25 protein-coding genes and 1 pseudogene are annotated in these 24,282 nt (G+C 62.9%); 23 read left to right on the top strand and 3 right to left on the bottom strand.

All coding sequences use genetic code 11. The features are described from left to right. Positions 1-3: 3 nt before the first annotated feature. Positions 4-987: a malate dehydrogenase gene (locus tag BT108_RS06345; protein ID WP_072293701.1), complete on the bottom strand. Its 984-nt coding sequence runs from the start codon at positions 985-987 to the stop codon at positions 4-6. Between the two features lie 239 nt (positions 988-1,226). Between BT108_RS06345 and sdhC the strand changes: the two genes are divergently transcribed. The 9 genes from sdhC to odhB all read left to right on the top strand — a co-directional run bounded on the left by sdhC (position 1,227) and on the right by odhB (position 11,763). Continuing rightward, positions 1,227-1,616 carry a succinate dehydrogenase, cytochrome b556 subunit gene (gene sdhC / locus BT108_RS06340; RefSeq protein WP_072293765.1) on the top strand — a complete coding sequence of 130 codons (390 nt, stop codon included), beginning with the start codon at positions 1,227-1,229 and terminating at the stop codon, positions 1,614-1,616. Next, entirely contained in the window at positions 1,613-1,966 is a 354-nt protein-coding gene (gene sdhD, locus BT108_RS06335; protein ID WP_072293700.1) for a succinate dehydrogenase, hydrophobic membrane anchor protein, read from the top strand. Before sdhC ends, sdhD begins: the two co-directional genes overlap by 4 nt. Continuing rightward, positions 1,963-3,726: a succinate dehydrogenase flavoprotein subunit gene (sdhA, locus tag BT108_RS06330; protein WP_072293764.1), complete on the top strand. Its 1,764-nt coding sequence runs from the start codon at positions 1,963-1,965 to the stop codon at positions 3,724-3,726. The genes sdhD and sdhA overlap by 4 nt, the downstream gene beginning before the upstream one ends. 82 nt (positions 3,727-3,808) lie before the next feature. Then, the gene (zwf, locus tag BT108_RS06325; RefSeq protein WP_177257263.1) at positions 3,809-5,314 is read left to right on the top strand and encodes a glucose-6-phosphate dehydrogenase; all 1,506 of its coding nucleotides are present in this window, start codon (positions 3,809-3,811) and stop codon (positions 5,312-5,314) included. A 16-nt stretch (positions 5,315-5,330) separates the two neighbouring features. Next, on the top strand, positions 5,331-6,026 hold the full coding sequence (locus BT108_RS06320) for a succinate dehydrogenase iron-sulfur subunit (protein ID WP_072293699.1): 696 nt from the start codon (positions 5,331-5,333) through the stop codon (positions 6,024-6,026). After that, positions 6,023-6,310 carry an FAD assembly factor SdhE gene (locus tag BT108_RS06315; protein ID WP_369816952.1) on the top strand — a complete coding sequence of 96 codons (288 nt, stop codon included), beginning with the start codon at positions 6,023-6,025 and terminating at the stop codon, positions 6,308-6,310. The genes BT108_RS06320 and BT108_RS06315 overlap by 4 nt, the downstream gene beginning before the upstream one ends. 34 nt (positions 6,311-6,344) lie before the next feature. Continuing rightward, positions 6,345-7,646 carry a citrate synthase gene (gene gltA, locus BT108_RS06310; protein WP_072293698.1) on the top strand — a complete coding sequence of 434 codons (1,302 nt, stop codon included), beginning with the start codon at positions 6,345-6,347 and terminating at the stop codon, positions 7,644-7,646. A gap of 41 nt (positions 7,647-7,687) precedes the next feature. Further along, positions 7,688-10,507 (top strand): 2-oxoglutarate dehydrogenase E1 component, encoded by a 2,820-nt coding sequence (locus tag BT108_RS06305; RefSeq protein ID WP_072293697.1) that lies wholly within the window; start codon positions 7,688-7,690, stop codon positions 10,505-10,507. Next, complete coding sequence (odhB, locus tag BT108_RS06300; RefSeq protein ID WP_072293696.1) at positions 10,501-11,763, top strand: 2-oxoglutarate dehydrogenase complex dihydrolipoyllysine-residue succinyltransferase; 1,263 nt, start codon at positions 10,501-10,503, stop codon at positions 11,761-11,763. The genes BT108_RS06305 and odhB overlap by 7 nt, the downstream gene beginning before the upstream one ends. 130 nt (positions 11,764-11,893) lie before the next feature. Here odhB and BT108_RS06295 read toward each other — a convergent pair whose 3' ends face one another. After that, on the bottom strand, positions 11,894-13,042 hold the full coding sequence (locus tag BT108_RS06295; protein ID WP_072293695.1) for a hypothetical protein: 1,149 nt from the start codon (positions 13,040-13,042) through the stop codon (positions 11,894-11,896). A gap of 295 nt (positions 13,043-13,337) precedes the next feature. Here BT108_RS06295 and hisG point away from each other — a divergent pair, with 295 nt between their 5' ends. From hisG to tatC, 13 genes and pseudogenes are all read left to right on the top strand, one after another. After that, positions 13,338-14,024 (top strand): ATP phosphoribosyltransferase, encoded by a 687-nt coding sequence (gene hisG / locus BT108_RS06290; RefSeq protein WP_072293694.1) that lies wholly within the window; start codon positions 13,338-13,340, stop codon positions 14,022-14,024. Then, on the top strand, positions 14,021-15,346 hold the full coding sequence (hisD, locus tag BT108_RS06285; protein WP_072293693.1) for a histidinol dehydrogenase: 1,326 nt from the start codon (positions 14,021-14,023) through the stop codon (positions 15,344-15,346). The genes hisG and hisD overlap by 4 nt, the downstream gene beginning before the upstream one ends. 4 nt (positions 15,347-15,350) lie before the next feature. After that, complete coding sequence (hisC, locus tag BT108_RS06280) at positions 15,351-16,427, top strand: histidinol-phosphate transaminase (protein ID WP_072293692.1); 1,077 nt, start codon at positions 15,351-15,353, stop codon at positions 16,425-16,427. A gap of 29 nt (positions 16,428-16,456) precedes the next feature. Continuing rightward, complete coding sequence (hisB, locus tag BT108_RS06275) at positions 16,457-17,044, top strand: imidazoleglycerol-phosphate dehydratase HisB (RefSeq protein ID WP_072293691.1); 588 nt, start codon at positions 16,457-16,459, stop codon at positions 17,042-17,044. A gap of 28 nt (positions 17,045-17,072) precedes the next feature. After that, positions 17,073-17,708: pseudogene (gene hisH / locus BT108_RS06270) on the top strand (imidazole glycerol phosphate synthase subunit HisH); the annotation flags it as partial. An 83-nt stretch (positions 17,709-17,791) separates the two neighbouring features. Next, entirely contained in the window at positions 17,792-18,559 is a 768-nt protein-coding gene (gene hisA / locus BT108_RS06265; RefSeq protein WP_072293690.1) for a 1-(5-phosphoribosyl)-5-[(5-phosphoribosylamino)methylideneamino]imidazole-4-carboxamide isomerase, read from the top strand. Between the two features lie 77 nt (positions 18,560-18,636). After that, positions 18,637-19,413, top strand: coding sequence for an imidazole glycerol phosphate synthase subunit HisF (gene hisF / locus BT108_RS06260; RefSeq protein WP_072293689.1), 777 nt, complete (start codon positions 18,637-18,639; stop codon positions 19,411-19,413). Positions 19,414-19,478: 65 nt separating this feature from the next. Then, positions 19,479-19,868: a phosphoribosyl-AMP cyclohydrolase gene (gene hisI / locus BT108_RS06255; protein WP_072293688.1), complete on the top strand. Its 390-nt coding sequence runs from the start codon at positions 19,479-19,481 to the stop codon at positions 19,866-19,868. Further along, the gene (locus BT108_RS06250; protein WP_072293687.1) at positions 19,865-20,191 is read left to right on the top strand and encodes a phosphoribosyl-ATP diphosphatase; all 327 of its coding nucleotides are present in this window, start codon (positions 19,865-19,867) and stop codon (positions 20,189-20,191) included. The genes hisI and BT108_RS06250 overlap by 4 nt, the downstream gene beginning before the upstream one ends. Before the next feature lie 2 nt (positions 20,192-20,193). Next, the gene (locus tag BT108_RS06245) at positions 20,194-20,544 is read left to right on the top strand and encodes a histidine triad nucleotide-binding protein (protein ID WP_072293686.1); all 351 of its coding nucleotides are present in this window, start codon (positions 20,194-20,196) and stop codon (positions 20,542-20,544) included. 12 nt (positions 20,545-20,556) lie between these two features. Then, complete coding sequence (gene tatA / locus BT108_RS06240; RefSeq protein ID WP_072293685.1) at positions 20,557-20,784, top strand: Sec-independent protein translocase subunit TatA; 228 nt, start codon at positions 20,557-20,559, stop codon at positions 20,782-20,784. Positions 20,785-20,871: 87 nt separating this feature from the next. Further along, positions 20,872-21,234 carry a Sec-independent protein translocase protein TatB gene (gene tatB, locus BT108_RS06235; RefSeq protein ID WP_072293684.1) on the top strand — a complete coding sequence of 121 codons (363 nt, stop codon included), beginning with the start codon at positions 20,872-20,874 and terminating at the stop codon, positions 21,232-21,234. Between the two features lie 9 nt (positions 21,235-21,243). Next, a complete protein-coding gene (gene tatC, locus BT108_RS06230) occupies positions 21,244-22,008 on the top strand; it encodes a twin-arginine translocase subunit TatC (protein ID WP_072293683.1) in 765 nt (254 codons plus the stop codon). A gap of 16 nt (positions 22,009-22,024) precedes the next feature. Here the strand turns inward: tatC and BT108_RS06225 are convergent, their stop codons facing one another. Next, positions 22,025-23,230, bottom strand: a complete 1,206-nt coding sequence (locus BT108_RS06225; RefSeq protein ID WP_072293682.1) for a Do family serine endopeptidase — start codon at positions 23,228-23,230, stop codon at positions 22,025-22,027. A gap of 52 nt (positions 23,231-23,282) precedes the next feature. Between BT108_RS06225 and BT108_RS06220 the strand changes: the two genes are divergently transcribed. Continuing rightward, positions 23,283-24,032 (top strand): Nif3-like dinuclear metal center hexameric protein, encoded by a 750-nt coding sequence (locus BT108_RS06220; protein ID WP_072293681.1) that lies wholly within the window; start codon positions 23,283-23,285, stop codon positions 24,030-24,032. Positions 24,033-24,282: the final 250 nt, after the last annotated feature.

The following is a 24,282-nucleotide window of genomic DNA, read 5'->3' as shown; positions in this document are numbered from 1 at the left end:
CGGCTATCTCAGCAGGTAGTCGACGGCGTCGCGCTCCTCCACCAGTTCGAGATAGGCCTTGCGCATTTTCAAGCGGCTGGCGTCGCCGATCTCCAGGCCGGGGACGATCGCGTAGGCGCCGTTCCGGCAGGTCACCGGGTAGCCATAGACGACTCCCTCCGGAACGCCGTAGCTGCCGTCGGAGGGTACGCCCATGGAGACCCAGTCGTTTTCCGGCGTGCCGAAGATCCAGTCGCGCATATGCTCGATCGCGGCGTTCGCCGCGCTGGCGGCACTCGACAGGCCGCGCCTCTCGATCACCCTCGTGCCGCGTTGCTGCACGGTGGGAATGAAACAATTGTCCACCCAGGCGGGGTCGTCGACCGCGAGAAAGACCTTCCTGCCATCGATCTCCAGATGATGCAGGTCGGGATACTGGGTCGCGGAATGGTTCCCCCACACGATCATCCGGCGGATGCTGGAAACCGGCCGTCCTACCCGGTGCGCCACCTGCCACAGAGCACGGTTGTGATCCAGCCGCATCATGGAAGAAAAATTCTCCGGCTTCAGACCCGGAGCGTTTCGCATCGCGATGCAGGCGTTGGTATTCGCGGGATTGCCCACCACCAGCACCTTGACGTCGCGACTCGCCGCCTTGTCCAGGGCCTTGCCCTGGATACCGAAAATGGCACCGTTCGCGCCCAGCAGATCCTTGCGCTCCATGTCCTTGTCGCGTGGACGCGCGCCCACCAGCATGGCGATGTCGACATCGCGAAAGGCGATCTCCGGATCGGCAGTGGCGACGACGCCCGCCAGCAGCGGAAACGCGCAGTCCTCCAGTTCCATGATCACCCCTTCCAGGGTCGGCAGCGACCGGGGTATATCGAGCAGCTGCAGAAACAAGGGCTGGTCCCGGCCCAGCATGTCGCCCGCGGCGATACGGAACAGCAGGCTGTAGCCGATCTGGCCAGCGGCCCCCGTGATGGCAATGCGAACGGGAGGCTTCATGGTTTCCCGAGCCGCCGCAGGCACCACGGATCCGTATCCGTCACCGTCGATTCCATGTTTTTATCGGAGCATTCACCCAAGCCGATGTCTCTCCCGCCCCGGACTATAAGAATATTGCAGCCCGCTGTCAATTTGATCGGCGATCAGCGCCCTTGCCGCCGCCGCGGCCGGATGTACGCAATATTGTGCCGCCCTGGATAACCGTCTACACTAAGCCGTTGCCGGTCCCGCCCAGAGGGGTGCAGAAATTGCAAACGAACCGCCCCACATTCCTCAATCTCCTCAAGATCAGGCAACCGCTCCCGGCTGTGGTCTCGATCCTGCACCGTATCAGCGGCGTGCTGCTTTTTTTCCCGGGGATACCCCTGCTTCTCTATGGTCTCGAGATGACCCTGCGCTCGCCGGAGGACTACGCACGGTTCCAGTCCCTCGCAGGGAGCCTGCCCTTCCGGCTCGTCGCCCTGCTGCTGCTGTGGTGCTTCCTGCACCATCTGTGCGCCGGCACCCGATTCCTGGCGCTGGATCTGCATCTCGGCGGAGCGCTGCCGCAGGCCCGGCTGACCAGCAGAGTGGTGCTGGCGGCCGGCATCACGCTGACCCTGCTGATTTCCTCCTGGATCCTGCAGTGAAGCGGATCGTCACGGGCGCGCACTATGGACTGCGGGACTGGCTGGCACAGCGCGTGACGGCCGTGATCATGACGATCTTCGTCCTCTGCCTGGCAGGCACCCTGCTGGTGTCCCCGCTTCCCGACTATCCCGCGTGGAAATCCCTGCTCGGCAACCAGTGGATGCGCATCGCCTTCTTCCTGTTCCTGATCGGGCTGTTCTGGCATGCCTGGATCGGAATTCGCAACATACTGATGGACTATGTGCATGCCACAGGCATCCGCCTGGCGCTGCAGATCGGCGTGATCGTCTCCCTCTTGTTCTACACCGTGTGGTCCGCGGAAATCCTGTGGGCGCTGGGATCGGCGTGACCATCGCCAGCCGGAAATTCGACGCGGTGATCGTGGGTGCGGGCGGCGCGGGCATGCGCGCTGCGCTGCAGCTGTCCGAAGCCGGCCTCAAGGTGGCCGTGCTGACCAAAGTGTTCCCCACCCGCTCCCACACCGTGGCCGCTCAGGGCGGCATCGCTGCCGCCCTGGGCAATGTCACCGAGGACAACTGGCACTGGCACATGTACGACACGGTGAAGGGGTCCGACTATCTCGGTGACCAGGATGCCATCGAGTTCATGTGCCGCCAGGCCAGCGAAGTGGTCTACGAGCTGGAACACTACGGCATGCCGTTCGATCGCCTGGAGAACGGCAAGATCTACCAGCGTCCCTTCGGCGGCCAGTCACAGAACTTCGGCGGCGCGCAGGCCACGCGCTCCTGCGCAGCGGCGGATCGCACCGGCCACGCCATGCTGCATACGCTGTACCAACGCAACGTGCGCGCCAACACTCAGTTTTTTGTCGAGTGGATGGGTCTCGATCTGATCCGCGACGAGGAGGGCGAGGTCTGCGGCATCACTGCCCTGGACATGGAAACCGGCGACGTCATGATCCTCCAGGCGCGGGCCACCCTGTTCGCCACCGGTGGCGGGGCACGCATCTTCCAGGCCAGCACCAACGCCTTCATCAACACCGGCGACGGCCTGGGCATGGCGGCACGCGCCGGCATCCCGCTGGAAGACATGGAATTCTGGCAATTCCATCCCACCGGAGTGTACGGCGTCGGCGTGCTGATCAGCGAGGCAGTGCGCGGCGAAGGTGGCTACCTGCTCAACCGCGAGGGCGAGCGCTTCATGGAGCGCTACGCGCCCCATGCCAAGGATCTCGCCAGCCGCGACGTGGTATCGCGTGCGCTGACGATGGAGATCAAGGAAGGCCGCGGCTGCGGCAGGGACGCCGACCACCTGCTGCTGAAACTGGATCACCTGGGCGCCGACGTCATCCAGGCGCGGCTGCCAGGCATACGGGAGATCGCCATGAAGTTCGCCCATGCCGATCCGATCCGCGATCCGATTCCGGTCGTGCCCACTGCGCACTACATGATGGGGGGCATTCCGACCAATTACCATGGACAAGTGGTGGCGCCCTACAAGACCGGCCCCGAAGAGGTGGTGCAAGGCTTTTACGCGGTGGGAGAATGCGCCTGCGTATCGGTGCACGGTGGCAATCGCCTCGGCACCAATTCGCTGCTCGACATCGTGGTGTTCGGGCGCGCGGCGGGCAACCGCATCATCCAGGACCTGAAGAAGAACCCACACCACAAGCCGCTGCCGATGGACGCAGCCGATCGGTCGCTGGTGCGGCTGGCACGGCTGGACGGACAGAAGGACGGTGAAAGCGTGGCACAGGTGGGGGATGCGTTGCGCCGCACCATGCAGGCGCACTGCGGCGTGTTCCGCTTCGCGGACACGCTGCGGGAAGGCGTTTCGAAGATAGGCGAAGTGGCGGAACGCGCCCGCCGCACCGAGATCCGGGACAAGAGCCGGGTCTTCAATACTGCCCGGGTCGAAGCGCTGGAGCTCGACAACCTGGTGGAGATCGCGGTCGCCACCATGATTTCGGCCGAGGCCCGCACCGAGAGCCGGGGGGCACACGCACGGGATGACTTCCCCGCGCGCGATGACGACAAGTGGCTCAAGCACACCCTGTTCTTCAGCGAGGATCGCCGGCTGGACTACAAGCCGGTGCGCCTGAAGCCGTTGACGGTGGACTCCTTCCCGCCGAAAGCGAGGACTTATTGATGTATAGTGTCCGGAATTCCTTCCGTGCCTGCGCAGGCACCCTGCTCCGCCCGGAGCAGGCCAAGGCCCTCGGAGAATACGCATGAAGATCGTCGAACCCTGCATCACCGTGATTTTCGGGGTGAACGGCAATCTGGCGCGCCGCAAGCTGATTCCGGCGCTGTTCCGGCTGGATGCGGCGGGCCGGCTGCCGGAAGCCATGGCAATCGTCGGATGCAGCCTGGAGCGCTGGAGCAAAGAATGCTGGATCGCGGAGGTCGCCGATCTGCTTAGGGCGAGATTCTCCAATGAATTCGACGAGCAGGTGTTCGAGCGCTTTCGTGCGCGCCTGCACTACCACGCCACACCGCCGGACGACAACGACGCCTATGGAGCGCTCAGGCGGGTATTGGAGGAGACTCCTGGATTTCCATCCCACGCCATGTTCTACATGGCGGTCCGGCCTTCGGCATTTCCCGCCATCATCGGCAGCCTGGGCGCCGCCGGTCTGCTGGAGGAAAGCAGGGGCTGGCGCCGGGTGGTCATCGAGAAACCCTTCGGCCACGACCTCCTGAGCGCACAAACGCTGCAGGGTGGCCTGCACCGCCACCTGGACGAGTCACAGATCTTCCGGATCGACCATTACCTGGGCAAGGGCACCGTGCAGAACATCATCGTGTTCCGCTTCGCCAATATCCTGCTTGAGCCGTTGTGGAACAACCACTATATCGACCACGTCCAGATCACCCACTCCGAGACGCTGGGCATCGACGGGCGGGCCGACTACTACGAGGGCGCAGGGGCCCTGCGCGACATGATCCAGAGCCATCTGCTGCAACTGCTTGCCCTGGTGGCGATGGAGCCACCGGTATCGCTGTCCGCGGAGCATCTGCGGGACGAAAAGGTCAAGGCCCTGAAGGCGATACGGCCGATCACCCAGAATTCGGTGCACGCACATGCCTTCCGCGGGCAATATACCAGCGGCGTCGTGGACGGCCAGCCGGTTCCGGGATACCTGGACGAGCCCGGCGTGGCGCCGGACAGTTCCACCGAAACCTACGCGGCGCTCAAGCTGTTCATCGACAACTGGCGCTGGGCGGGCGTGCCCTTCTACCTGCGCACCGGCAAGCGCATGGCCGAGAACAGCTCGGCGATCTGCATCCGCTTCAAGAATCCACCCCAGGATCTGCTGCGCACCGCGCACCGCGAATCTCCGCATCCGAACTGGATCATGCTGGGCATCCAGCCGGACGACTGTCTGAAGATGGAAGTGCAGGTCAAGGTGCCGGGACTTGACCTGCACACCCGCCGCATCAGCCTCGACGCGACCTACCGCAAGGCGAGCGAGGAGGACTACGATGCCTATGAGGGGCTGCTGCTGGACGTGATGCGGGGCGACCACTCGCTGTTCCTGCGCATCGACGAGATCGAATGGGCCTGGCGTGCGGTGGACCCCATCATCAAGGTATGGGCGATGGAGCGCGACTTCATCAACGGCTACGCGGCAGGAACCTGGGGTCCGCGCGGCACCTATCGCCTGTTCGACGGCGACAGCCAGTTCTGGCGCCACTCGCTGAACCCGGACGGGGCGGACCCGCAGGCATACTGACGACGGAGCAATGGCCATGAGATTCTCGATCTATCGCTTCGATCCCGACAAGGACGACAGGCCTTACATGCAGGACTACGACATCGTCCCGGAGCCTGCGGACAGGATGCTGCTGGACGCGCTGATACGCATCAAATCGGTGGACGACAGCCTGAGCCTGCGCCGCTCCTGCCGGGAGGGCGTCTGCGGCTCCGATGGCATGAACATCAACGGACGCAACGGGCTGGCGTGCATCACGCCGCTCGTGGGGCTGCGGGAACCGGTGGAGCTGCGGCCGCTGCCGGGGCTGCCGGTGATACGCGACCTGATCGTCGACATGACGCAGTTCTTCAGGCAATACCATTCCATCAAGCCCTATCTCATCAACAACGATCCGCCGCCGGAGACCGAGCGCCTGCAGTCGCCCGCGGACCGGGCGGCGCTGGACGGCCTGTACGAATGCATTCTGTGCGCCTGCTGCTCCACCGCCTGCCCGTCGTTCTGGTGGAACCCGGACAAGTTCGTGGGACCGGCCGGCTTGCTGCAGGCATACCGCTTCCTCGCCGACAGCCGCGACCAGGCGACCGCCGAGCGCCTCGACAACCTGGAGGATCCTTACCGCCTGTTCCGCTGCCATTCCATCATGAATTGCGTGGATGCCTGCCCCAAGGGATTGAATCCTACCGGCGCAATCGGCAAAATCAAGGATATGATGGTCAGGAGGACGGTATGACTCCGCGTCGGCCCTGCCCTGCGCTGCCGGATGCAACCCCGCGCTGCGACGTGAAGGAGCTGGAGCGCGCGCGCTGGCGCTGCCGCCGGGGCCTCCTGGAACTGGACATCGTCCTGCAGCGCTTCATGGAGCGGCACTACCCCCGGCTGGACGCGACAAGCCTGCAGCGGTTCGAGACGCTGCTGGACCTGCCCGACCACGATCTGTGGGAAACGATCATCCGCGCGGACATGGCGACGGACCCGGAACTGGGCCCGGTGCTGACGCTGCTGCGGGCAGCCTGACCCCGCGGCGAAGACAATACGGCTGGAGGACGACATGGAACAGAAACGCACGGCGACGCTGGCTCTGGGCGACGGCTCCCAGCCGGTCGAACTTCCCATCATTTCCGGTACCCTGGGACCGGATGTGGTGGATATCCGCACCCTGCACGCCAAGTGCGGCATGTTCACCTACGATCCGGGTTTTCTCTCCACCGCCAGCAGCAGCTCCGCGATCACTTTCATCGACGGCGACGAAGGCGTCCTTCTGTACCGCGGCTACCCCATCGAGCAACTCGCCAAGCGCTGCGACTTCATGGAGGCATGCTACCTCCTGCTGAACGGCGAACTGCCGACCCGCAGCCAGAAAGCGGCGTTCGACCGCACCATCAAGGAGCACACGATGGTGCACGAGCAGTTGGCGCGCTTCTACACCGGGTTCCGCCGCGACGCACATCCCATGGCCATCATGGTGGGCGTGGTGGGTGCACTGTCGGCGTTCTATCATGATGCGATGGACATTTCCGATGCCACCCACCGCGAATTGTCCGCGTTCCGCCTGGTTGCGAAGCTCCCGACGATCACCGCCATGACCTACAAGTACAGCATCGGGCAGCCCTTCGTCTATCCGCGCAACGATCTCAACTACGCGGAAAATTTCATGCACATGATGTTCGCGACGCCTGCCGAGACTTACAAGCCCAATCCGGTGCTGGCCCGCGCCCTGGACCGTATCCTGATCCTGCATGCGGACCACGAGCAGAATGCCTCGACCTCCACCGTGCGGCTCGCCGGCTCCAGCGGCGCCAATCCCTTCGCCTGCATCTCCGCCGGCATCGCCTGCCTCTGGGGCCCTGCGCACGGGGGGGCGAACGAGGCCTGCCTCACCATGCTCGAGGAAATCGGCGACGATTCGCGCATCGGCGAGTTCATCGATCGCGCCAAGGACAAGAACGATCCCTTCCGGCTGGTCGGCTTCGGCCACCGGGTATACAAGAACTTCGATCCCCGCGCCACGCTGATGCGTGAAACCTGCCACGAGGTGCTGAGCGAACTGGGACTGCAAGACGACCGCCTGTTCAAGTTGGCACTGAAACTGGAAAAGATCGCCCTGGAAGACGACTATTTCATCTCCCGGAAACTCTATCCCAACGTCGATTTCTACTCGGGCATCGTGCAGCGCGCCCTCGGCATCCCCGTCTCCATGTTCACCGCCATCTTCACCATGGCGCGCACGGTGGGATGGATCGCCCAGTGGAACGAGATGATCTCCGATCCCGACTACCGCATTGGGCGCCCGCGCCAGCTCTATACCGGCGCCGCCACCCGGGACGTGGTACCGCTCGCGCTGCGCAGGTAGCGCGGCCTTTCCGCACCCCGTCCAGCGATGGAGCCCAGGCCATGAGCAAACGGACACTCGACGAATCCCTCCTGTCCGGGGCAAACGCATCCTTCATCGATGGCCTCTACGGCAGCTACCGCCACGACCCCGAATCGGTCTCCCAGGAGTGGCGGGACTATTTTGAAGGACTGTATCCCGCGACGGCGGAAAACCGCCCGGATAACCATTCCGGCCAGGCCATCGCCGGCGGCACATCCGGACCGCTCATCCCGTCCATCGCTTCGGATCGCAAGCAGGTATCGGTGCTGCAGCTCATCAATGCCTATCGTTTCCTGGGCGTGCGCCACGCCGATACCGACCCGCTCAGACGCCAGGAGAAGCCATACATTGCGGAACTCAACCCGGGGCACTACGGGCTGACCGAATCGGACATGAACACCGTCTTCGATACCGGCTCGCTGAACGGACCCACCCGCGCGTCGCTCCGGGAAATACTCGACATCCTGCGGCAGACCTACTGCGGCAGCATCGGCGTCGAGTACATGTACATCACCGACACCGAGCAGAAGCGCTGGATCCAGGATCGCATCGAGGGTACGCGGGCGCAACCCGACTACCCCGCTGAATACAAACGCCACATCCTGGAACGCCTGAATGCGGCGGAAGGGCTGGAGAAATACCTGCATGCCCGCTACGTCGGCCAGAAACGCTTCTCCGGACAGGGAGGAGAAAGCCTGATCCCGCTGCTGGACAATCTGCTGCAGCGTGCCGGCCGAATGGGCGTGCAGCAGATGGTCATCGGCATGGCGCACCGCGCGCGCCTCAACGTGCTGGTCAACACGCTGGGCAAGCTGCCCGCCGATCTGTTCCAGGAGTTCGAAGGCAAGCAGCCGCAGGAACTGACCGAAGGCGACGTCAAGTACCATCAAGGCTTTTCCTCGGCCGTCTCCACGCAGGGGGGGATCATGCACCTGACGCTGGCGTTCAATCCCTCGCACCTGGAAATCGTCAATCCCGTGGTGGAAGGTTCGGTGCGCGCACGCCAGCATCGCCTCCAGGACCGGGAAGGCGACCTGGTGCTGCCGGTGCTGCTGCACGGCGACGCCGCCTACTCCGCCCAGGGGGTGGTGATGGAAACCCTCAATCTTTCCCAGACGCGCGGCTACGGCACCGGCGGCACCGTGCACATCATCATCAACAACCAGATCGGCTTCACCACCTCCGATCCGCGGGATGCCCGCTCCACGCTCTACTGCACCGACGTGTCGAAAATGATCGAGGCGCCCATCTTCCACGTCAACGGCGACGACCCCGAGGCGGTGATCATGGTGACCGAAATCGCCCTGGATTTCCGCATGAGATTCCACAAGGACGTGGTTGTCGACCTGGTCTGCTTCCGCGCGCTGGGCCACAACGAGCAGGATGAACCCATGGTCACCCAGCCGCTGATGTACAAGATCATCCACCGTCACCCCGGCGTACGCAAGCGCTATGCCGACAGGCTGGAAACGGAAGGCGTCATCGAGGCGGGCGAGGCCGATCGGATGGTGCAGGCCTATCGCGACGACATGGATGCGGGGCGCAATCCCAACCGCACCATCCTGTATGGCTACAAGCCCCCCAAGGCGGTGGACTGGACACCCTATGTGGGCAGCAGGCACTGGCATGAACCCGTGAAAACCGGACTGGAAGTGGACGCGTTGCGCTCCCTGGCACTGCGGCTCACAGACATTCCGCCCCAGTTCCAGCTGCACCCGCGGGTGGAAAAAGTCATCGCCGACCGACGTCTGATGGGCGAGGGAAAGCTGCCGCTGGACTGGGGCATGGCCGAAACTCTGGCTTACGCGGCGCTCCTCCTGGACGGCTTTCCCATCCGCATCTCCGGCCAGGACTCGGGGCGCGGCACGTTCTTTCACCGCCACGCGGTACTGCATGACCAGAACAAGGAGCGATGGAACGAAGGCGTCTACATACCGCTGCGCCATGTCGCCGCCGGCCAGCCGGATTTCGTCATCATCGACTCGGTGCTGTCGGAAGAGGCGGTGCTCGGATTCGAATATGGTTACGCCACCGCGGCACCCGACGAACTGGTCGTGTGGGAAGCCCAGTTCGGCGACTTCGCAAACGGTGCGCAGGTGGTCATCGACCAGTTCATCGCCTCCGGCGAGGCCAAATGGGGGCGGTTGTGCGGGCTGGTGCTGATGCTGCCCCACGGCTACGAGGGCCAGGGGCCGGAGCATTCCTCCGCGCGCCTGGAACGCTACCTGCAGCTTTGCGCACAGTACAACATTCAAGTGTGCGTACCTTCCACGTCCGCGCAGATGTTCCATCTGCTGCGGCGCCAGATGCTGCGCCCGCTGCGCCGGCCGCTCATCATCATGAGCCCCAAGAGCCTACTGCGCCACAAGGAATCGACGTCGAGCCTGGAGGAATTCGTGGACGGGAGTTTCCACGCCGTCATTCCGGAACGCCAGGATCTGGATCCCGCACGGGTGCGCCGAATGATCGCCTGCTGCGGCAAGGTCTACTACGACCTGCTGGCATATCGCAAGGAACACGGCATCGACGACGTGGCGATCGTGCGCATCGAGCAACTGTATCCCTTTCCCCACGACGACTTCCAGTCCGAAGTGGACCGCTATCCGCATGCCGGAGAGATGCTCTGGTGCCAGGAGGAGCCCGGCAACCAGGGCGCATGGCACCGCATCCAGCACTACCTGCTGCGGCACAAGCGGCCCGGCCAAATCCTCAGCTATGCGCTGCGCGCCTCCTCTGCATCCCCCGCGGCGGGATACCTGGCCAAGCACACCTTCCAGCAGCAGGAACTGGTAGCCGCCGCGTTTCGAGAAACGATCCTGCAAGGAGAGAGACTATGCTAGTCGACGTCAAGGTTCCGGTACTGTCCGAATCGGTCACGGAGGCCACACTGCTGACATGGCACAGGAAAACGGGGGAACGGGTCGGCCGCAACGAGAATCTGGTCGACGTCGAAACCGACAAGGTGATACTGGAACTGCCCGCACCTGCCACGGGCACGCTCGCCCGAATCCTCAAGCAGGATGGCGCAACGGTGGCGGGCGGCGAGGTGATCGCCACCATCGAGACCGAGATCGAGGCCAAGGCCCAAACCGAAGCGGGGATGGAGGCGGGGGCCGCGCCCGCGCCGGATTCGCCGCCTTCCGGCTCCTCCCCGGATGCGCTGGCCCCCGCCCCGGTGGTGATGCCCGCCGCCCGCCATCTGGCAGCCGAGGCGGGCCTGGGGGAAGATGACATGGGGGCGATCCAGGGCAGCGGGCGCGGCGGGCGCATCGTCAAGGGTGACGTGGCGGCCTACATCAAGGACAGGTCCGTGCAACCCGCCGCGCCCGCTGCCACGCCGGACGACGCTCCTGGCGCCACCCCGCCGACAGCCCGGCCCGCCGTCGCTGGGGGAAATCGCAGCGATCGACGCGTCCCCATGTCGCGACTGCGTGCGCGCATCGCTCAACGCCTGGTACAGTCACAGTCGACCGCTGCCATTCTCACCACCTTCAACGAGGTCAACATGCAGGCCATCATGGATCTGCGCGCCCGCCACCGCGACAGATTCGAGAAGATGCACGGCGTCAAGCTGGGCCTTACATCCTTTTTCGTCAAGGCAGCGGTTGCGGCACTGAAGCAGTTCCCCATCGTCAACGCCTCGGTGGAAGGCGACGACATCCTCTACCATGACTACTTCGACATCGGCATCGCCGTCAGCAGCCCGCGCGGCCTGGTGGTGCCGGTGATCCGCGACGCCGATGCCCTGACACAGGCGCAGATCGAGAAGCAGGTTGCCGATTTCGGCAGGCGGGCCACGGAAGGCAAGCTGACCCTGGAGGATCTGACGGGCGGCACCTTCTCCATCACCAACGGCGGCGTCTTCGGCTCCCTGCTCTCGACGCCCATCATCAACCCGCCGCAAAGCGCCATACTCGGCATCCATGCGACCCGGGAGCGTCCGGTCGCCGAAAATGGACAGGTGGTGATCCGCCCCATGACCTACCTCGCCCTGTCCTACGACCACCGGATCATAGACGGACGCGAAGCGGTACTTTCCCTGGTGGCGATGAAGGAGGCACTGGAGTATCCGGGCAGCCCTCTCCTGGAAGCCTGACATGGAGGCGCGGCCCCCCTGTCCAGAGAGTCCGGGGATCATGCGGCTCACGGCGTACTGCACCGGTCTCTAACCCCTCTCTCCTTTCCGCCCGGGGATCCATCGCCGCTTCTCGTTTCCTGGTCGCCTGTCAGCTCAAGAACCGCTTGATAATGCTCAGGGGTCCGCGGCCGGATCGCGGCGAGACCCGCCCGGCAAGGCCCTCCTCTCGTTTGGCCTGCTCGATGCTCACCGGACTGAGCGTATCCATCATGACGGCATAATGCCTGCTGATCGGGGAGCTTTCGTCTAGATAGGGGAGGGCAGGATCCAGCTCGATCCGCCGGGTATCGATTCCCAGACGACGGCCATATTCCGCCAGTCGGCGGCACTTGCTGCAGGCACCGCACCAGCGGCCCGAAGTATTGTTGAGGCAGGAATAGATATAATCGAAGTAAGGAGTACGCGACAACTCCTCGAACATCTGCATCTTCGAATAAGCATTCAGCAGCGGCAGGAACAACGGGCCATCGGCAATCTTGCTGATGAAGCGAGGATTGAGGGATAAATCGAAATCGGTGAAGTTGGCGGCCTCCTCGTATTCGGAAACCTTGAAAAGCATATCGATGCCGAAATCGCGCAGCAGTGGCCGCAAGAAGAAATAGAACCAGGCGCCGGTGACGAATTTATTCAGGATCGAGTCATCGCCGGTCGGAAACAGGCTGCGGGCGTTGGTCGATATTCTGTGGATGGGCAAACCGAATCGGGCTTCGAACCGATCCTCCAAAGCCCTCTTGACACTGCTGCGGCCGTGATCGTTATTCATGAAGGATGGCCCGACCAGCGCGAACAAACGGGGCCTCAGCGCCTCGAGCATGGATACGCCGAACATGCTCTCCACTCCCCCGCCAAAAAGTATTCCAATCCTGCTTTCGTTAGGATAGGAAGGAATTTCCATCTCATTCCGCTCAAGGATGCCGCCTTGCTTCCACGTCATCTTCTGGTGAAGCTGGTCGAATCTTGCAAGATATTGCCGCCAGTAATCCTTGCGCCTCGCTTCGAAAGGAAAGGAGATGGTTACCGGTCCGGAAAGCGCGGCCATCGGCAAAAACGTGGCGAGCAGAATCTGCTCGATATCGTCATCGGTGACTTGCGTTACGCCAGGGTATTCAATGTACAGCTCACCACTGGGTAGAAAGATGGGTGCATCGGTACGGTAAACCGCCCTCAAGGAGGAGCTGTCTACCGTGACACTCGCTATTTCGACATATACGGGACGATCTATCCGATAGCTTTCCATCGTCATCTCCTACCCTTAAACTCGCGAATGGATTGTCCTCGGCAGGAGGGGTAAGCCGCAGCTTCCTGAACCGGGTGCTTATCCTACCAGAGAAAATCCAGATACCCAATTTGCTGGACGGGACACCGGGCAATCTATTTTCTTGACGACGAGAACTCACGAATATCCGAGCAGCCCTGCTGGAGACATGATTCAACCTGCCCCGCTGGCGGTCGCCTGCGTGCATGCCGGCGCATCGCGCCGCCATCGCCGCCATCCGCGCGCCGCATGGCCTGTTTGGGGTAGAATGGACTCTATGGATGATTCCCCCGCTCCTCTCACCATCGCGCTTTCCAAGGGCCGCATATTCGACGACACGGCGCCGCTGCTGCATGCGGCCGGCGTGGTCGCGCAGGACGATCCGGAGCATTCGCGCAAGCTGATCCTTGGCACCGATCGCAGCCACGTGCGGCTGATCATCGTACGGGCCTCGGACGTACCGACCTACGTGCAGTATGGCGCAGCGGACATCGGTATCGCAGGCAAGGACGTGCTGCTGGAGCACGGCGGCGCCGGCCTCTACCAGCCGCTCGATCTCCAGATCGCCCGCTGTCGCTTGATGGTGGCGGTGCGCAACGACTTCGACTACGAGTCCGCTGTGCGCCAGGGGGCCAGGCTCAGGGTGGCGACCAAGTACCTGCGAACGGCACGCGAGCACTTCGCGGAAAAAGGCATGCACGTGGATCTCATCAAGCTGTATGGCTCCATGGAGCTGGCACCGTTGGTCGGACTGGCGGACGCGATCGTCGATCTGGTTTCCAGCGGCAATACGCTGAAGGCGAATCACCTCAGGGCGGTGGAGGAGATCCTGCCGATATCGGCCCGGCTGATCGTCAACCAGGCGGCGCTCAAACTGAAGCGCAAGACCATCCAGCCCATGCTGGATGCATTCTCTGCGGCGATCGCCGGCTCCCGTCGACGGCAGGTTCCCGCGCAGGCATGATCTCCCCTCCTCTCGGCATCCGCCGCCTGTCATCGGTCGAGCCCGGCTTTCACACGGCGCTCGAAGAACTGCTGGCGCCGGAGGAGAGACATGACGCCGAGATAGACCTGGCAGTGGCAGACATCCTTTCCGATGTCCGACGGCGCGGCGATGCCGCGCTGCTGGACTGCACGCGCCGCTTCGACCGCCGGGACGCCGGGTCCGTGGCGCAACTCGAAGTCCCGCGCAACCGCCTGCAGCAGAGCCTGCAGAGCCTGCCCGTGGCACAGCGTGACGCCCTGGAACAGGCCGCCACGCGCATACGCAGCTACCACGAGAAGCAGCGGGCACACTCCTGGCACTACCTGGAATCCGATGGCACCCTGCTGGGACAGAAGGTCACGCCGCTCGCCCGCGTCGGCCTGTACGTACCGGGCGGCAAGGCATCCTATCCCTCATCCGTGCTGATGAACGCGATACCCGCCAAGGTGGCGGGGGTCGGCGAACTCATCGTGGCGACACCGGCGCCGGGAGGGAAGATGAACGACCTGGTGCTGGCGGCGGCGGCGATCTGCGAAGTGGATCGCCTGTTCGCCATCGGCGGCGCCCAGGCGATCGGAGCGCTCGCCTATGGCACCGAGACCGTGCCGCGCGTGGACAAGATCGTCGGTCCCGGCAACGCCTATGTGGCGGCGGCCAAGCGCCGCGTGTTCGGTGCGGTGGGCATCGACATGGTGGCCGGCCCCTCCGAGATCCTGGTGATCTGCGACGGCCTGACCGATCCCGACTGGATCGCCATGGACCTGTTTTCCCAGGCCGAGCACGACGAGCTGGCCCAGGCCATCCTGCTCTCCCCCGACGCCGCATTCATCGACGCGGTCGCGGCCAGCCTCGAACGGCAGCTGGGGACCATGCCGCGCGCCTCCATCATCCGCGCCTCCCTCGAGAATCGCGGCGCCCTGATCCACGTGCGCGACCTGGACGAAGCGTGCGCCATCGCCAACCACGTCGCTCCCGAGCACCTGGAACTGTCGGTCGAGGAGCCCGACAGGTGGGCCGACAGGATCGACCACGCCGGGGCGATCTTCCTGGGCCGCTACACCTCCGAGGCGCTCGGGGACTACTGTGCCGGCCCCAACCACGTACTGCCCACGTCGCGCACGGCACGTTTCTCATCGCCGCTGGGTGTGTATGACTTCCAGAAGCGTACCAGCCTCATCGGCGTATCGGCGCGAGGCGCGGCGACGCTGGGCACGATCGCCTCCGCCATCGCCCACGGAGAAGGCCTGCAGGCGCATGCCCTGTCCGCCGGGTACCGGATCGGGCGCGAGGAAAGCGACTGACGACATGCCCGCTTTGCCCGATCAGATCATCCGTCCGGAGATTCTGGCGCTTTCCGCCTATCATGTGCAGCCTGCGACCGGCATGGTCAAGCTGGACGCCATGGAAAACCCCTACCCGCTGCCGCAACCGCTGCGCGACGAAATCGCCGGCCTGGCGGCGGATGCGCCCCTCAACCGCTATCCCGACGGCAGCGCTGCCGCGCTCAAGACAAGGCTACGGGAAGCGCTGGCAATACCCAGCGACATGGAGGTCATGCTCGGCAACGGCTCGGACGAGATCATCCAGACGTTGGCGCTGGCCGTGGCCAGGCCCGGGGCAACCGTCATGAGCGTGGAACCCGCCTTCGTCATGTTCCGCATGATCGCCACGTTCGCGGGAATGGGCTATGCGGGCGTACCGTTGAGGGCCGATTTTTCGCTCGACGTCGAGGCCGCGCTGGCCGCGATCGCACGCCATCGGCCGGCGATCGTCTTCATCGCCTATCCCAACAACCCCACCGGCAACCTGTTTGACGCCGATGGCGTCTCGCGTATCATTGAATCCGTTCCCGGAGTGGTGGTGGTGGATGAAGCCTATCATGCCTTTGCCGATGCGAGCTTCATCGACAGGCTGGCGCGGCATCCCAACCTGCTGCTGATGCGCACGCTCTCCAAGCTGGGGCTCGCAGGATTGAGGCTGGGATTGCTGATCGGCAGGCCGGAGTGGCTGAATCAGCTCGAAAAGTTGCGTTTGCCGTATAATGTGGGCATCCTTACCCAACTGATCGTGGAAAAGGTACTGCAGCACCCGGATGTCCTCCAGGAGCAGGCCCGACTGATCAAGCAGGAACGCACCCTCCTGTACGGACACCTGGCAGCACTGCATGGAATCGAAGTATTTCCGACGAACGCGAATTTCATCCTGTTCCGCACGGGGCGGGAATATGAGGCCGGTACGGTGTTCGAACAACTGAAGCGGCGCGGCATACTCGTCAAGAACCTGGACGGCTCCCATCCCTTGCTGAAAAACTGCCTGCGCGTAACCGTGGGAACCCCTGCCGAGAACGCACGGTTCCTGGACGCGCTGCGTGCCTCACTCTAGCCCAAAGGGGTATCAAGCCCTCCATCCCCATGCGTCAAGCCCACGTTACCCGCAATACTTTGGAAACCCGGATCAGCATCAAGATCGATCTGGACGGTACCGGCAAGGCAACCCTGGATACCGGGGTACCTTTTCTCGACCACATGCTCGACCAGGTGGCGCGCCACGGCATGCTGGACCTGGAAGTGACCGCCCAGGGCGACCTGCACATCGATGCCCACCACACGGTGGAGGACGTCGGCATCACGCTGGGGCAGGCGTTCACGCAGGCCATCGAGGACAAGAAGGGCCTGCGCCGTTACGGCCATGCCTACGTCCCGCTGGATGAGGCCTTGTCGCGCGTGGTGGTGGATTTTTCGGGGCGACCTGGCCTGGAACTCAAGGTCGATTTCACGCGCGCGCGCATCGGCGAATTTGACGTCGATCTGATCAACGAGTTCTTTCAGGGCTTCGTCAACCACGCCATGGTGACGCTCCATATCGACAACCTGTCGGGGCGCAACGCCCACCATCAGGCGGAAACCATTTTCAAGGCGTTCGGCCGCGCCCTGCGCATGGCGGTGGAATCCGATCCCCGTGCCGCAGGCATCATTCCATCCACCAAGGGGGCGTTGTAGGCGCCCCAGACCCCTCCGCTTGCACGGCATGACTGATATCGCGATCGTCGACTACGGCATGGGCAACCTGCGTTCGGTATCCAAGGCGCTGGAGCATGTTGCTCCCCAAGCTTCCATCGTCGTCACCAGCGATCCGGACATCCTGCGCGGAGCCGGACGGGTGGTGGTTCCCGGTCAAGGTGCCATGCCGGACTGCCTGCGCGAACTGGACGCGCGCGGCCTGCGCGGGGCGGTCCTGGAAGCTGCCGCAGGCAAACCCTTCCTCGGCATCTGCATCGGCCTGCAAATGCTGTTCGAACGCAGCGAGGAAGGAGACATCCCCGGACTCGGCATCCTGCCCGGGCGGGTGCGGCGCTTCGCCGCCCCTGCGAAGACGGATGCCGACGGGTACAGGCTCAAGGTGCCCCACATGGGATGGAATCAAGTGCGACAGACACTCGACCACCCTCTGTGGCAGGGGATTCCCGGCGATGCGCGCTTCTACTTCGTGCACAGCTATTACGTGGAGACGGCCGATACCGAATCGGTGGCGGCCTGCAGCGCGTATCCTCTTGCATTTACATGCGCCGTGGCAAGGGATAATATTTTTGCCGTACAGTTTCATCCGGAGAAAAGCCATGAGGCGGGGCTCACCCTGTTGCGCAACTTCGTATGCTGGGCACCCCGCTCGTATACGAACGGCCGGATCCGGAACCTTTCCGCTCAGGATGCCGCTTCCGATTCCATACTTCTGAATTCCGATCCAACATGCTCATCATTCCCGCAATCGACCTCAAAGATGGCCAGTGCGTACGCCTGAAGCAGGGCCTGATGGAACACGCCACGGTATTCTCGGAAAATCCGGGGAACGTTGCCCGCCACTGGCTGGACCAGGGGGCACGGCGGCTGCACCTGGTGGATCTCAACGGCGCATTTGCCGGAAAACCCCGCAACGAACCTGCCATCCGCGAAATCGTGCAAGCCCTCGGGGACGAGATTCCGACCCAGCTCGGCGGCGGCATACGGGATCTGGAGACGATTGAACGCTACCTCGACGACGGCATCACCTACATCATCATCGGTACCGCCGCGGTCAAGACGCCGGGATTCCTGCACGATGCCTGCAATGCCTTTCCAGGCCACATCATGGTGGGCCTGGATGCGCGCGAAGGCAAGGTGGCAGTCAACGGCTGGTCCAAGGTCACCGGTCATGACGTCGTGGATCTCGCCAAGAAATTCGAGCAGTACGGCGTCGAGGCGATCATCTATACGGATATCGGGCGGGATGGCATGCTGAGCGGGCCCAATCTCGAAGCCACGGTGGAGCTCGCCCGGGCATTGACCATCCCGGTCATCGCCAGCGGCGGCATCACCGGCCTGGATGACATCCGGGCGCTCTGCGAAATCGAATCCGAGGGCATCATGGGCGCGATCACGGGTCGCGCCATCTATGAGGGTACGCTGGACTTCAAGGCCGCGCAGGCGCTGGCGGACGATTCAGGCGGCGAAGCGAAGTCTGCGGGCTCAGCTCCCTGACAGATCCGTCATCTATCCCACGTTCAGCGAGCCCGTTTTCGCCCCACCTCTTCATTCTCACCTTCTTCCCAGCCTTCATGGGCCTTGCCAAGCGCATCATTCCCTGCCTGGACGTAACCAACGGACGTGTCGTCAAAGGGGTCAATTTCACCGAACTCAGGGATGCGGGAGATCCGGTCGAGATATCGCGCCGCTACGATGAGCAGGGCGCGGACGAACTGACCTTCCTCGACATCACCGCAAGCTCCGACGATCGCGATCTGATCCTGCACATCGTGGAAGAGGTCGCAGCCCAGGTATTCATTCCCCTCACCGTGGGCGGCGGCGTCCGCCAGGTTGCGGATGTGCGCAGGCTGCTGAATGCGGGTGCCGACAAGGTCAGCATCAATACTTCTGCCGTACAGAACCCGCAGCTGGTGGCCGATGCGGCTGAACGCTACGGCGCCCAGTGCATCGTCGTGGCGATAGATGCGAAACGGGTGGGCGATATCGGCGGAGCGCCTCCCCGATGGGAGGTGTTCACGCATGGCGGCCGCAAGGCTACCGGCCTGGACGTCATCGCATGGGCAAGAAAAATGCAGTCACTGGGAGCAGGCGAGATACTGCTCACCAGCATGGACAGCGACGGCACCCGCCTCGGCTTCGATCTGGCGCTCACCCGCGCGGTGGCGGATGCGGTGGACGTTCCGGTCATCGCCAGCGGCGGTGTGGGAAATCTGCAGCATCTGGCGGAGGGCGTGCTGCAAGGGCGCGCCGACGCGGTGCTGGCGGCAAGCATCTTTCACTATGGCGAATACACGATACAGCAGGCCAAGGCATATATGGCGCAACAGGGCATTGAGGTACGGCTGTAAGTCGAAACTCGGATACCGCCCGCGACGGGTGGTAGAATGACACCTCACACATTGCTGTAATATCCATGTCCGACAATTGGCTCAACAAGGTCAACTGGTCCGAGGATGGGCTGGTACCGGTGATCGCTCAGGATGCGCATAGCCACGCGGTGCTGATGATGGCCTGGATGAATCGCGAGGCCCTGAAGCTGACTACCCAGACCCTCGAGGCGCACTATTGGTCGCGCTCCCGCAAGAAGCTCTGGCGCAAGGGAGAAGAATCGGGGCACATTCAGAAGGTACGGGAAATCCATTTGGACTGCGATGAGGACGTTCTACTGCTGATGGTGGAACAAGTGGGCGGCATCGCCTGTCATACGGGCAGGCAAAGCTGTTTTTTCAGGAAATTGAAGGACGGGCAGTGGATCGTCACGGCGCCGGTGCTCAAGAGCGCGGAGGAAATCTACAGGAAATGACCCACTCCACCCTTCTCGATCGCCTGGCAGCCACCATCGATGCCCGCAGGCATGCGGATCCGGCGGCGTCCTACGTGGCCAGTCTGTTGCACGCGGGTGAAGACAAGATACTCAGGAAGCTGTTGGAGGAAGCAACCGAGGTACTGCTTGCCTCGAAGGGCGGGAACTCGCATCAGGTCGTGCGCGAGATGGCGGATCTTTGGTTTCACTGCCTGGTATTGCTGGCTCACCACCGCACGGGGCCGAGCGACGTGCTGGAGGAGTTGCTGCGCCGGGAGGGAGTCTCCGGAGTGGATGAAAAGGCATCACGAACGACGGAGTGAGGATGGACTGTCTATTCTGCAGGATCGCGCAGGGAGAGCTTCCCAGCCGGAAGATATACGAAGATGCCTGCATCCTCGGTTTTCACGACATTCATCCCGTGGCGCCGGTGCATTTCATGCTGATTCCCAAGCTGCACATCGATTCTCTCGCCGACGCCGGGCCCGGACACCGAGATCTGCTCGGGGACATCATGGTGCTGGCGCCCCGGCTTGCAAGGGAACAGGGCTGCACCGACGGTTTTCGGACCATCATCAACACAGGGCGTGTGGGTGGGCAGGAAGTCCGGCATCTGCATATTCACATCATCGGCGGCGCGCATCCCCTGCCCGCCATGATCGCCCGCCCCGGCTAAGGAGCATGCGTCATGGGATCATTCAGCATCTGGCACTGGCTGGTCGTTCTGGTCATCGTGGTTCTGGTGTTCGGCACCCGCAAACTGCGCAATCTCGGCAGCGACCTGGGCGGCGCCGTGAAAGGCTTCAAGGAAGGCATGAAAAGCGCGGAGGAGGAAATATCCTCCCCCTCCTCCCATCACGCCGGAGGCCATACGATAGAAGGCGAGATCAAGGGCAAGACGCGCGCCGAACCGTGATGACGACCGATTCGCGGCAGATCGGCCATCCCGTGGGGCACACGGTCGCCACCCGTCCGGCACCCGTCTCATGCCCCTATCCGGAAAATGCTTGATATCAGTTTCACGGAAATTCTCGTCATCGCCACCGTGGCCCTGGTGGTTCTCGGGCCGGAGAAACTGCCGGGCGTGGCCCGTACGCTGGGGCATCTGCTCGGACGCGCCCAGCGCTACGCCAACAGCGTCAAGCAGGATATCCGGCGCGAAATGGAACTCGATGAATTGAGGAAGCTCGATGGGTCGCTGCGCGAAACCGCACGCGCCATCGAGGACGGCGTACGCACCGAGATCCATTCGCTGCAGGATACCGTCACCGGAACCCGATCTACCCCCCCCGCGCCTCCTCCCAGCACCCATGAGGAAATCCCCGGCCGATCGCGAGCGGATCCGCGTAGCGCTGACGAACCCTGATCACGGGCCATGAGCGCTGACGAAACCTTCATCTCGCATCTCGTGGAGTTGCGCGCCCGATTGCTGCGCGTGTTCGGCGGACTGGCGCTCGGATTCCTGCCGTGCGCCTATTATGCACGCGAACTCTACTCGCTGCTGGCGCAACCCCTGCTGGAAAAACTTCCCCAGGGAGGGCAGATGATCGCCACCGAGGTCGTCACGCCCTTTTTCGTACCCATGAAGGTTGCCATGATGACGGCATTCCTCCTCACTCTTCCACATACGCTCTACCAGGTATGGGCGTTCGTCGCCCCGGGACTGTACGCGCATGAGAGGCGACTGGTGCTTCCCCTGGTATTCGTGAGCAGCTTTCTGTTCGCCGGTGGCATGGCATTCGCCTATTTTGCGGCGCTGCCGGTGGTGTTCGAGTTCATTACCCACTTCGCGCCGCAGGGTGTGGCGGTCATGACCGACATCGGCAGGTACCTCGATTTCATCCTGACGATGTTCATCGCCTTCGGCATCACTTTCGAGGTTCCCGTGTTCGTGGTGATCCTGGTCCACACGGGGATCGTTCCTCTCGAGAAACTGAAAGAGATACGTCGCTATGTACTCGTCGGGGCGTTCGTGGTAGGCGCCATCTTCACGCCGCCCGACATCATTTCCCAGTTCATGCTGGCCATCCCGCTTTATCTGTTATATGAAGCCGGCATGCTTGTGGCGGCTTTCGCCTGCAAGTCCGTATCAGCGGAAACATCCGCCATCATCCGCCCGGATCGCCCGGACGCGAAGTAGGTGCCGGCACGCGTCTTCATTCGATTTCATCCGAATCCTGATATACGTCCTGGCGGGTCGGCTTGGGGCGCTTGCCCACCTTGATCTCTATCGACTTTTCCGCCTGATTGCGCACCACGGTAATATTGGCGACCTCTCCCGGCCGCAGGGCGGCGACCAGATCCAGCATCCCGGCCGAATCCGTCACCGCCTTGCCCTCCACTGCCACCAGAATGTCCCCCGGCTTCACGCCCGCACGATCGGCTGGACCACTCTTGAGAACGCCGGCAATCAATGCCCCCTGGGTAGTGGAGCGCTTGAACGACTCCGCCAGTTCAGGGGTCAGATCCTGGACTTCCACGCCGACCCAGCCCCGCGTCACGCCGCCGGTCTGAATGATCTGCTCCATGATCTGCCGCGCCACGCCGGTAGTGATGGCAAAGCCTATCCCCAACGACCCGCCGCTGCGCGAAACGATGGCGGTATTGATGCCGATCAGGTTGCCATCAGTATCCACCAGCGCACCGCCGGAATTCCCCGGATTGATCGCCGCATCGGTCTGGATGAAATTTTCGAAGGTATTGATGCCCAGATGCGACCGTCCCAGCGCGCTGACGATGCCCATGGTCACCGTTTGCCCCACGCCGAAGGGGTTGCCGATCGCCAGTACGATATCCCCCACTCTGACATGGTCGGAGTGGCCGAACGTCATTGTGGGAAGGGCTTCAATATCCACTTTCACCACCGCGAGATCGGTTTCCGGATCCGAACCGATGACGTGCGCTTTCGCCTTGCGGCCATCCGCCAGTGCGACCTCGATCTCGTCTGCCGCCTCGATCACATGATGGTTGGTCAGGATGTATCCCTCCGGACTGACGATGACGCCCGAGCCCAGGCTGGACGCGCGCCGGCTCTGGGATTCGAAGCGATCGCCGAAGAAGCGCCGGAATCGGGGATCCTCCAGGAACGGATGGGGAACGGCCTTGATCTCCTTGCTCGTGAAGACGTTCACCACCGCAGGCATGGCAGCCTGGGCAGCGCTGCTGAAGCTGTTGGGTCCGCGATTAACTGACGAGGCCGCATCGTTCGAAGGCTGCTTCCTGTCGATCGCAACCTCCTTGATGGTGATCGTGGCGCCACGCTGGCTGGATGGCAGCAATTCCGGCCGCAGAGTCGAAACCACGAACAGTATCGCAAGGAAGATCGTGGCCGTTTGTGCGAAAATTATCCAGAGTTTGTACATTACATTATTGATGATTGGAAATGGGCAGGAAATGGAACGGACGGAAATGCCAATGCAATTAAGCGAACTTGAAGCCTATCTGAACCAGCTCCTGGATATCACCCGTTTCCGCGATTATTGCCCAAACGGGTTACAAGTGGAAGGACGAAATGAGGTGCACAGGCTGGTCAGCGGCGTCACCGCCTCGCTCGATTTCCTGCATGCCGCCGTGGCGGATGGCGCCGATACGGTATTGGTGCACCACGGTTATTTCTGGCGGGGAGAAGACCCCCGCTTGGTTGGCATGAAGCAACGCCGTATCGCATTCCTGGTGGAGCACCGCATCAATCTTCTGGCATACCACCTGCCGCTGGATGCCCACCCTGAGCTGGGCAACAACGCACAACTGGCACGCAGGATGGGTCTGGTCGAGACGGGTCGCTTCGGCGAGCAAGACCTCGTCGCCCATGGCAGGCCGGGATCGCCGGCGACGACGCTGAGAACGTTGCGGTTAGACATCGAGCGCATCTTGGCCAGGAAGCCGCTGGTCATCGGGGAGGATACGCAGCCGATACGGCGCATCGCCTGGTGCACCGGAGGCGCCCAGGACTACTTCGACGAAGCCGTTCGACGGGGTGTGGATGCCTTCCTCACCGGCGAAATCTCCGAACGGAACGTGCATGCCGCCCGTGAATCCGGCGTGGCATTCATCGCAGCAGGGCACCACGCGACCGAGCGCTATGGCGTCCAAGCACTGGGAGAGCTTGTTTCACGTGAATTCGGCGTTTCCCACCGGTTCCTCGACATCGACAGTCCGGTGTGAACGCAGAGCAAATGGTTCGCGAGGGGTGTTTTCTCGAAATTCCTGGATTATAATGGCGGGCGCTGTTTGCCATAAAAACCGGGAGGGGTTTCCTCGATGCGCAATGGAGGGCATGCGCCGCAGTAAGGCCGCATGCATGCACGGGGAACGGTGTCGAACAACAACGAACGGAAAGGAGAGAAGAGATGTCTGTGGGATTGTGCAGGCTATTGGGGGTGGTGCTGTGTTTGTTGTTGCCGGCATCGTCGTG

The organism is Nitrosovibrio sp. Nv17, from assembly GCF_900119085.1.
Classification (GTDB): Bacteria; Pseudomonadota; Gammaproteobacteria; order Burkholderiales; family Nitrosomonadaceae; genus Nitrosospira.
This window is presented reverse-complemented; position numbering and strand designations above follow the sequence as displayed.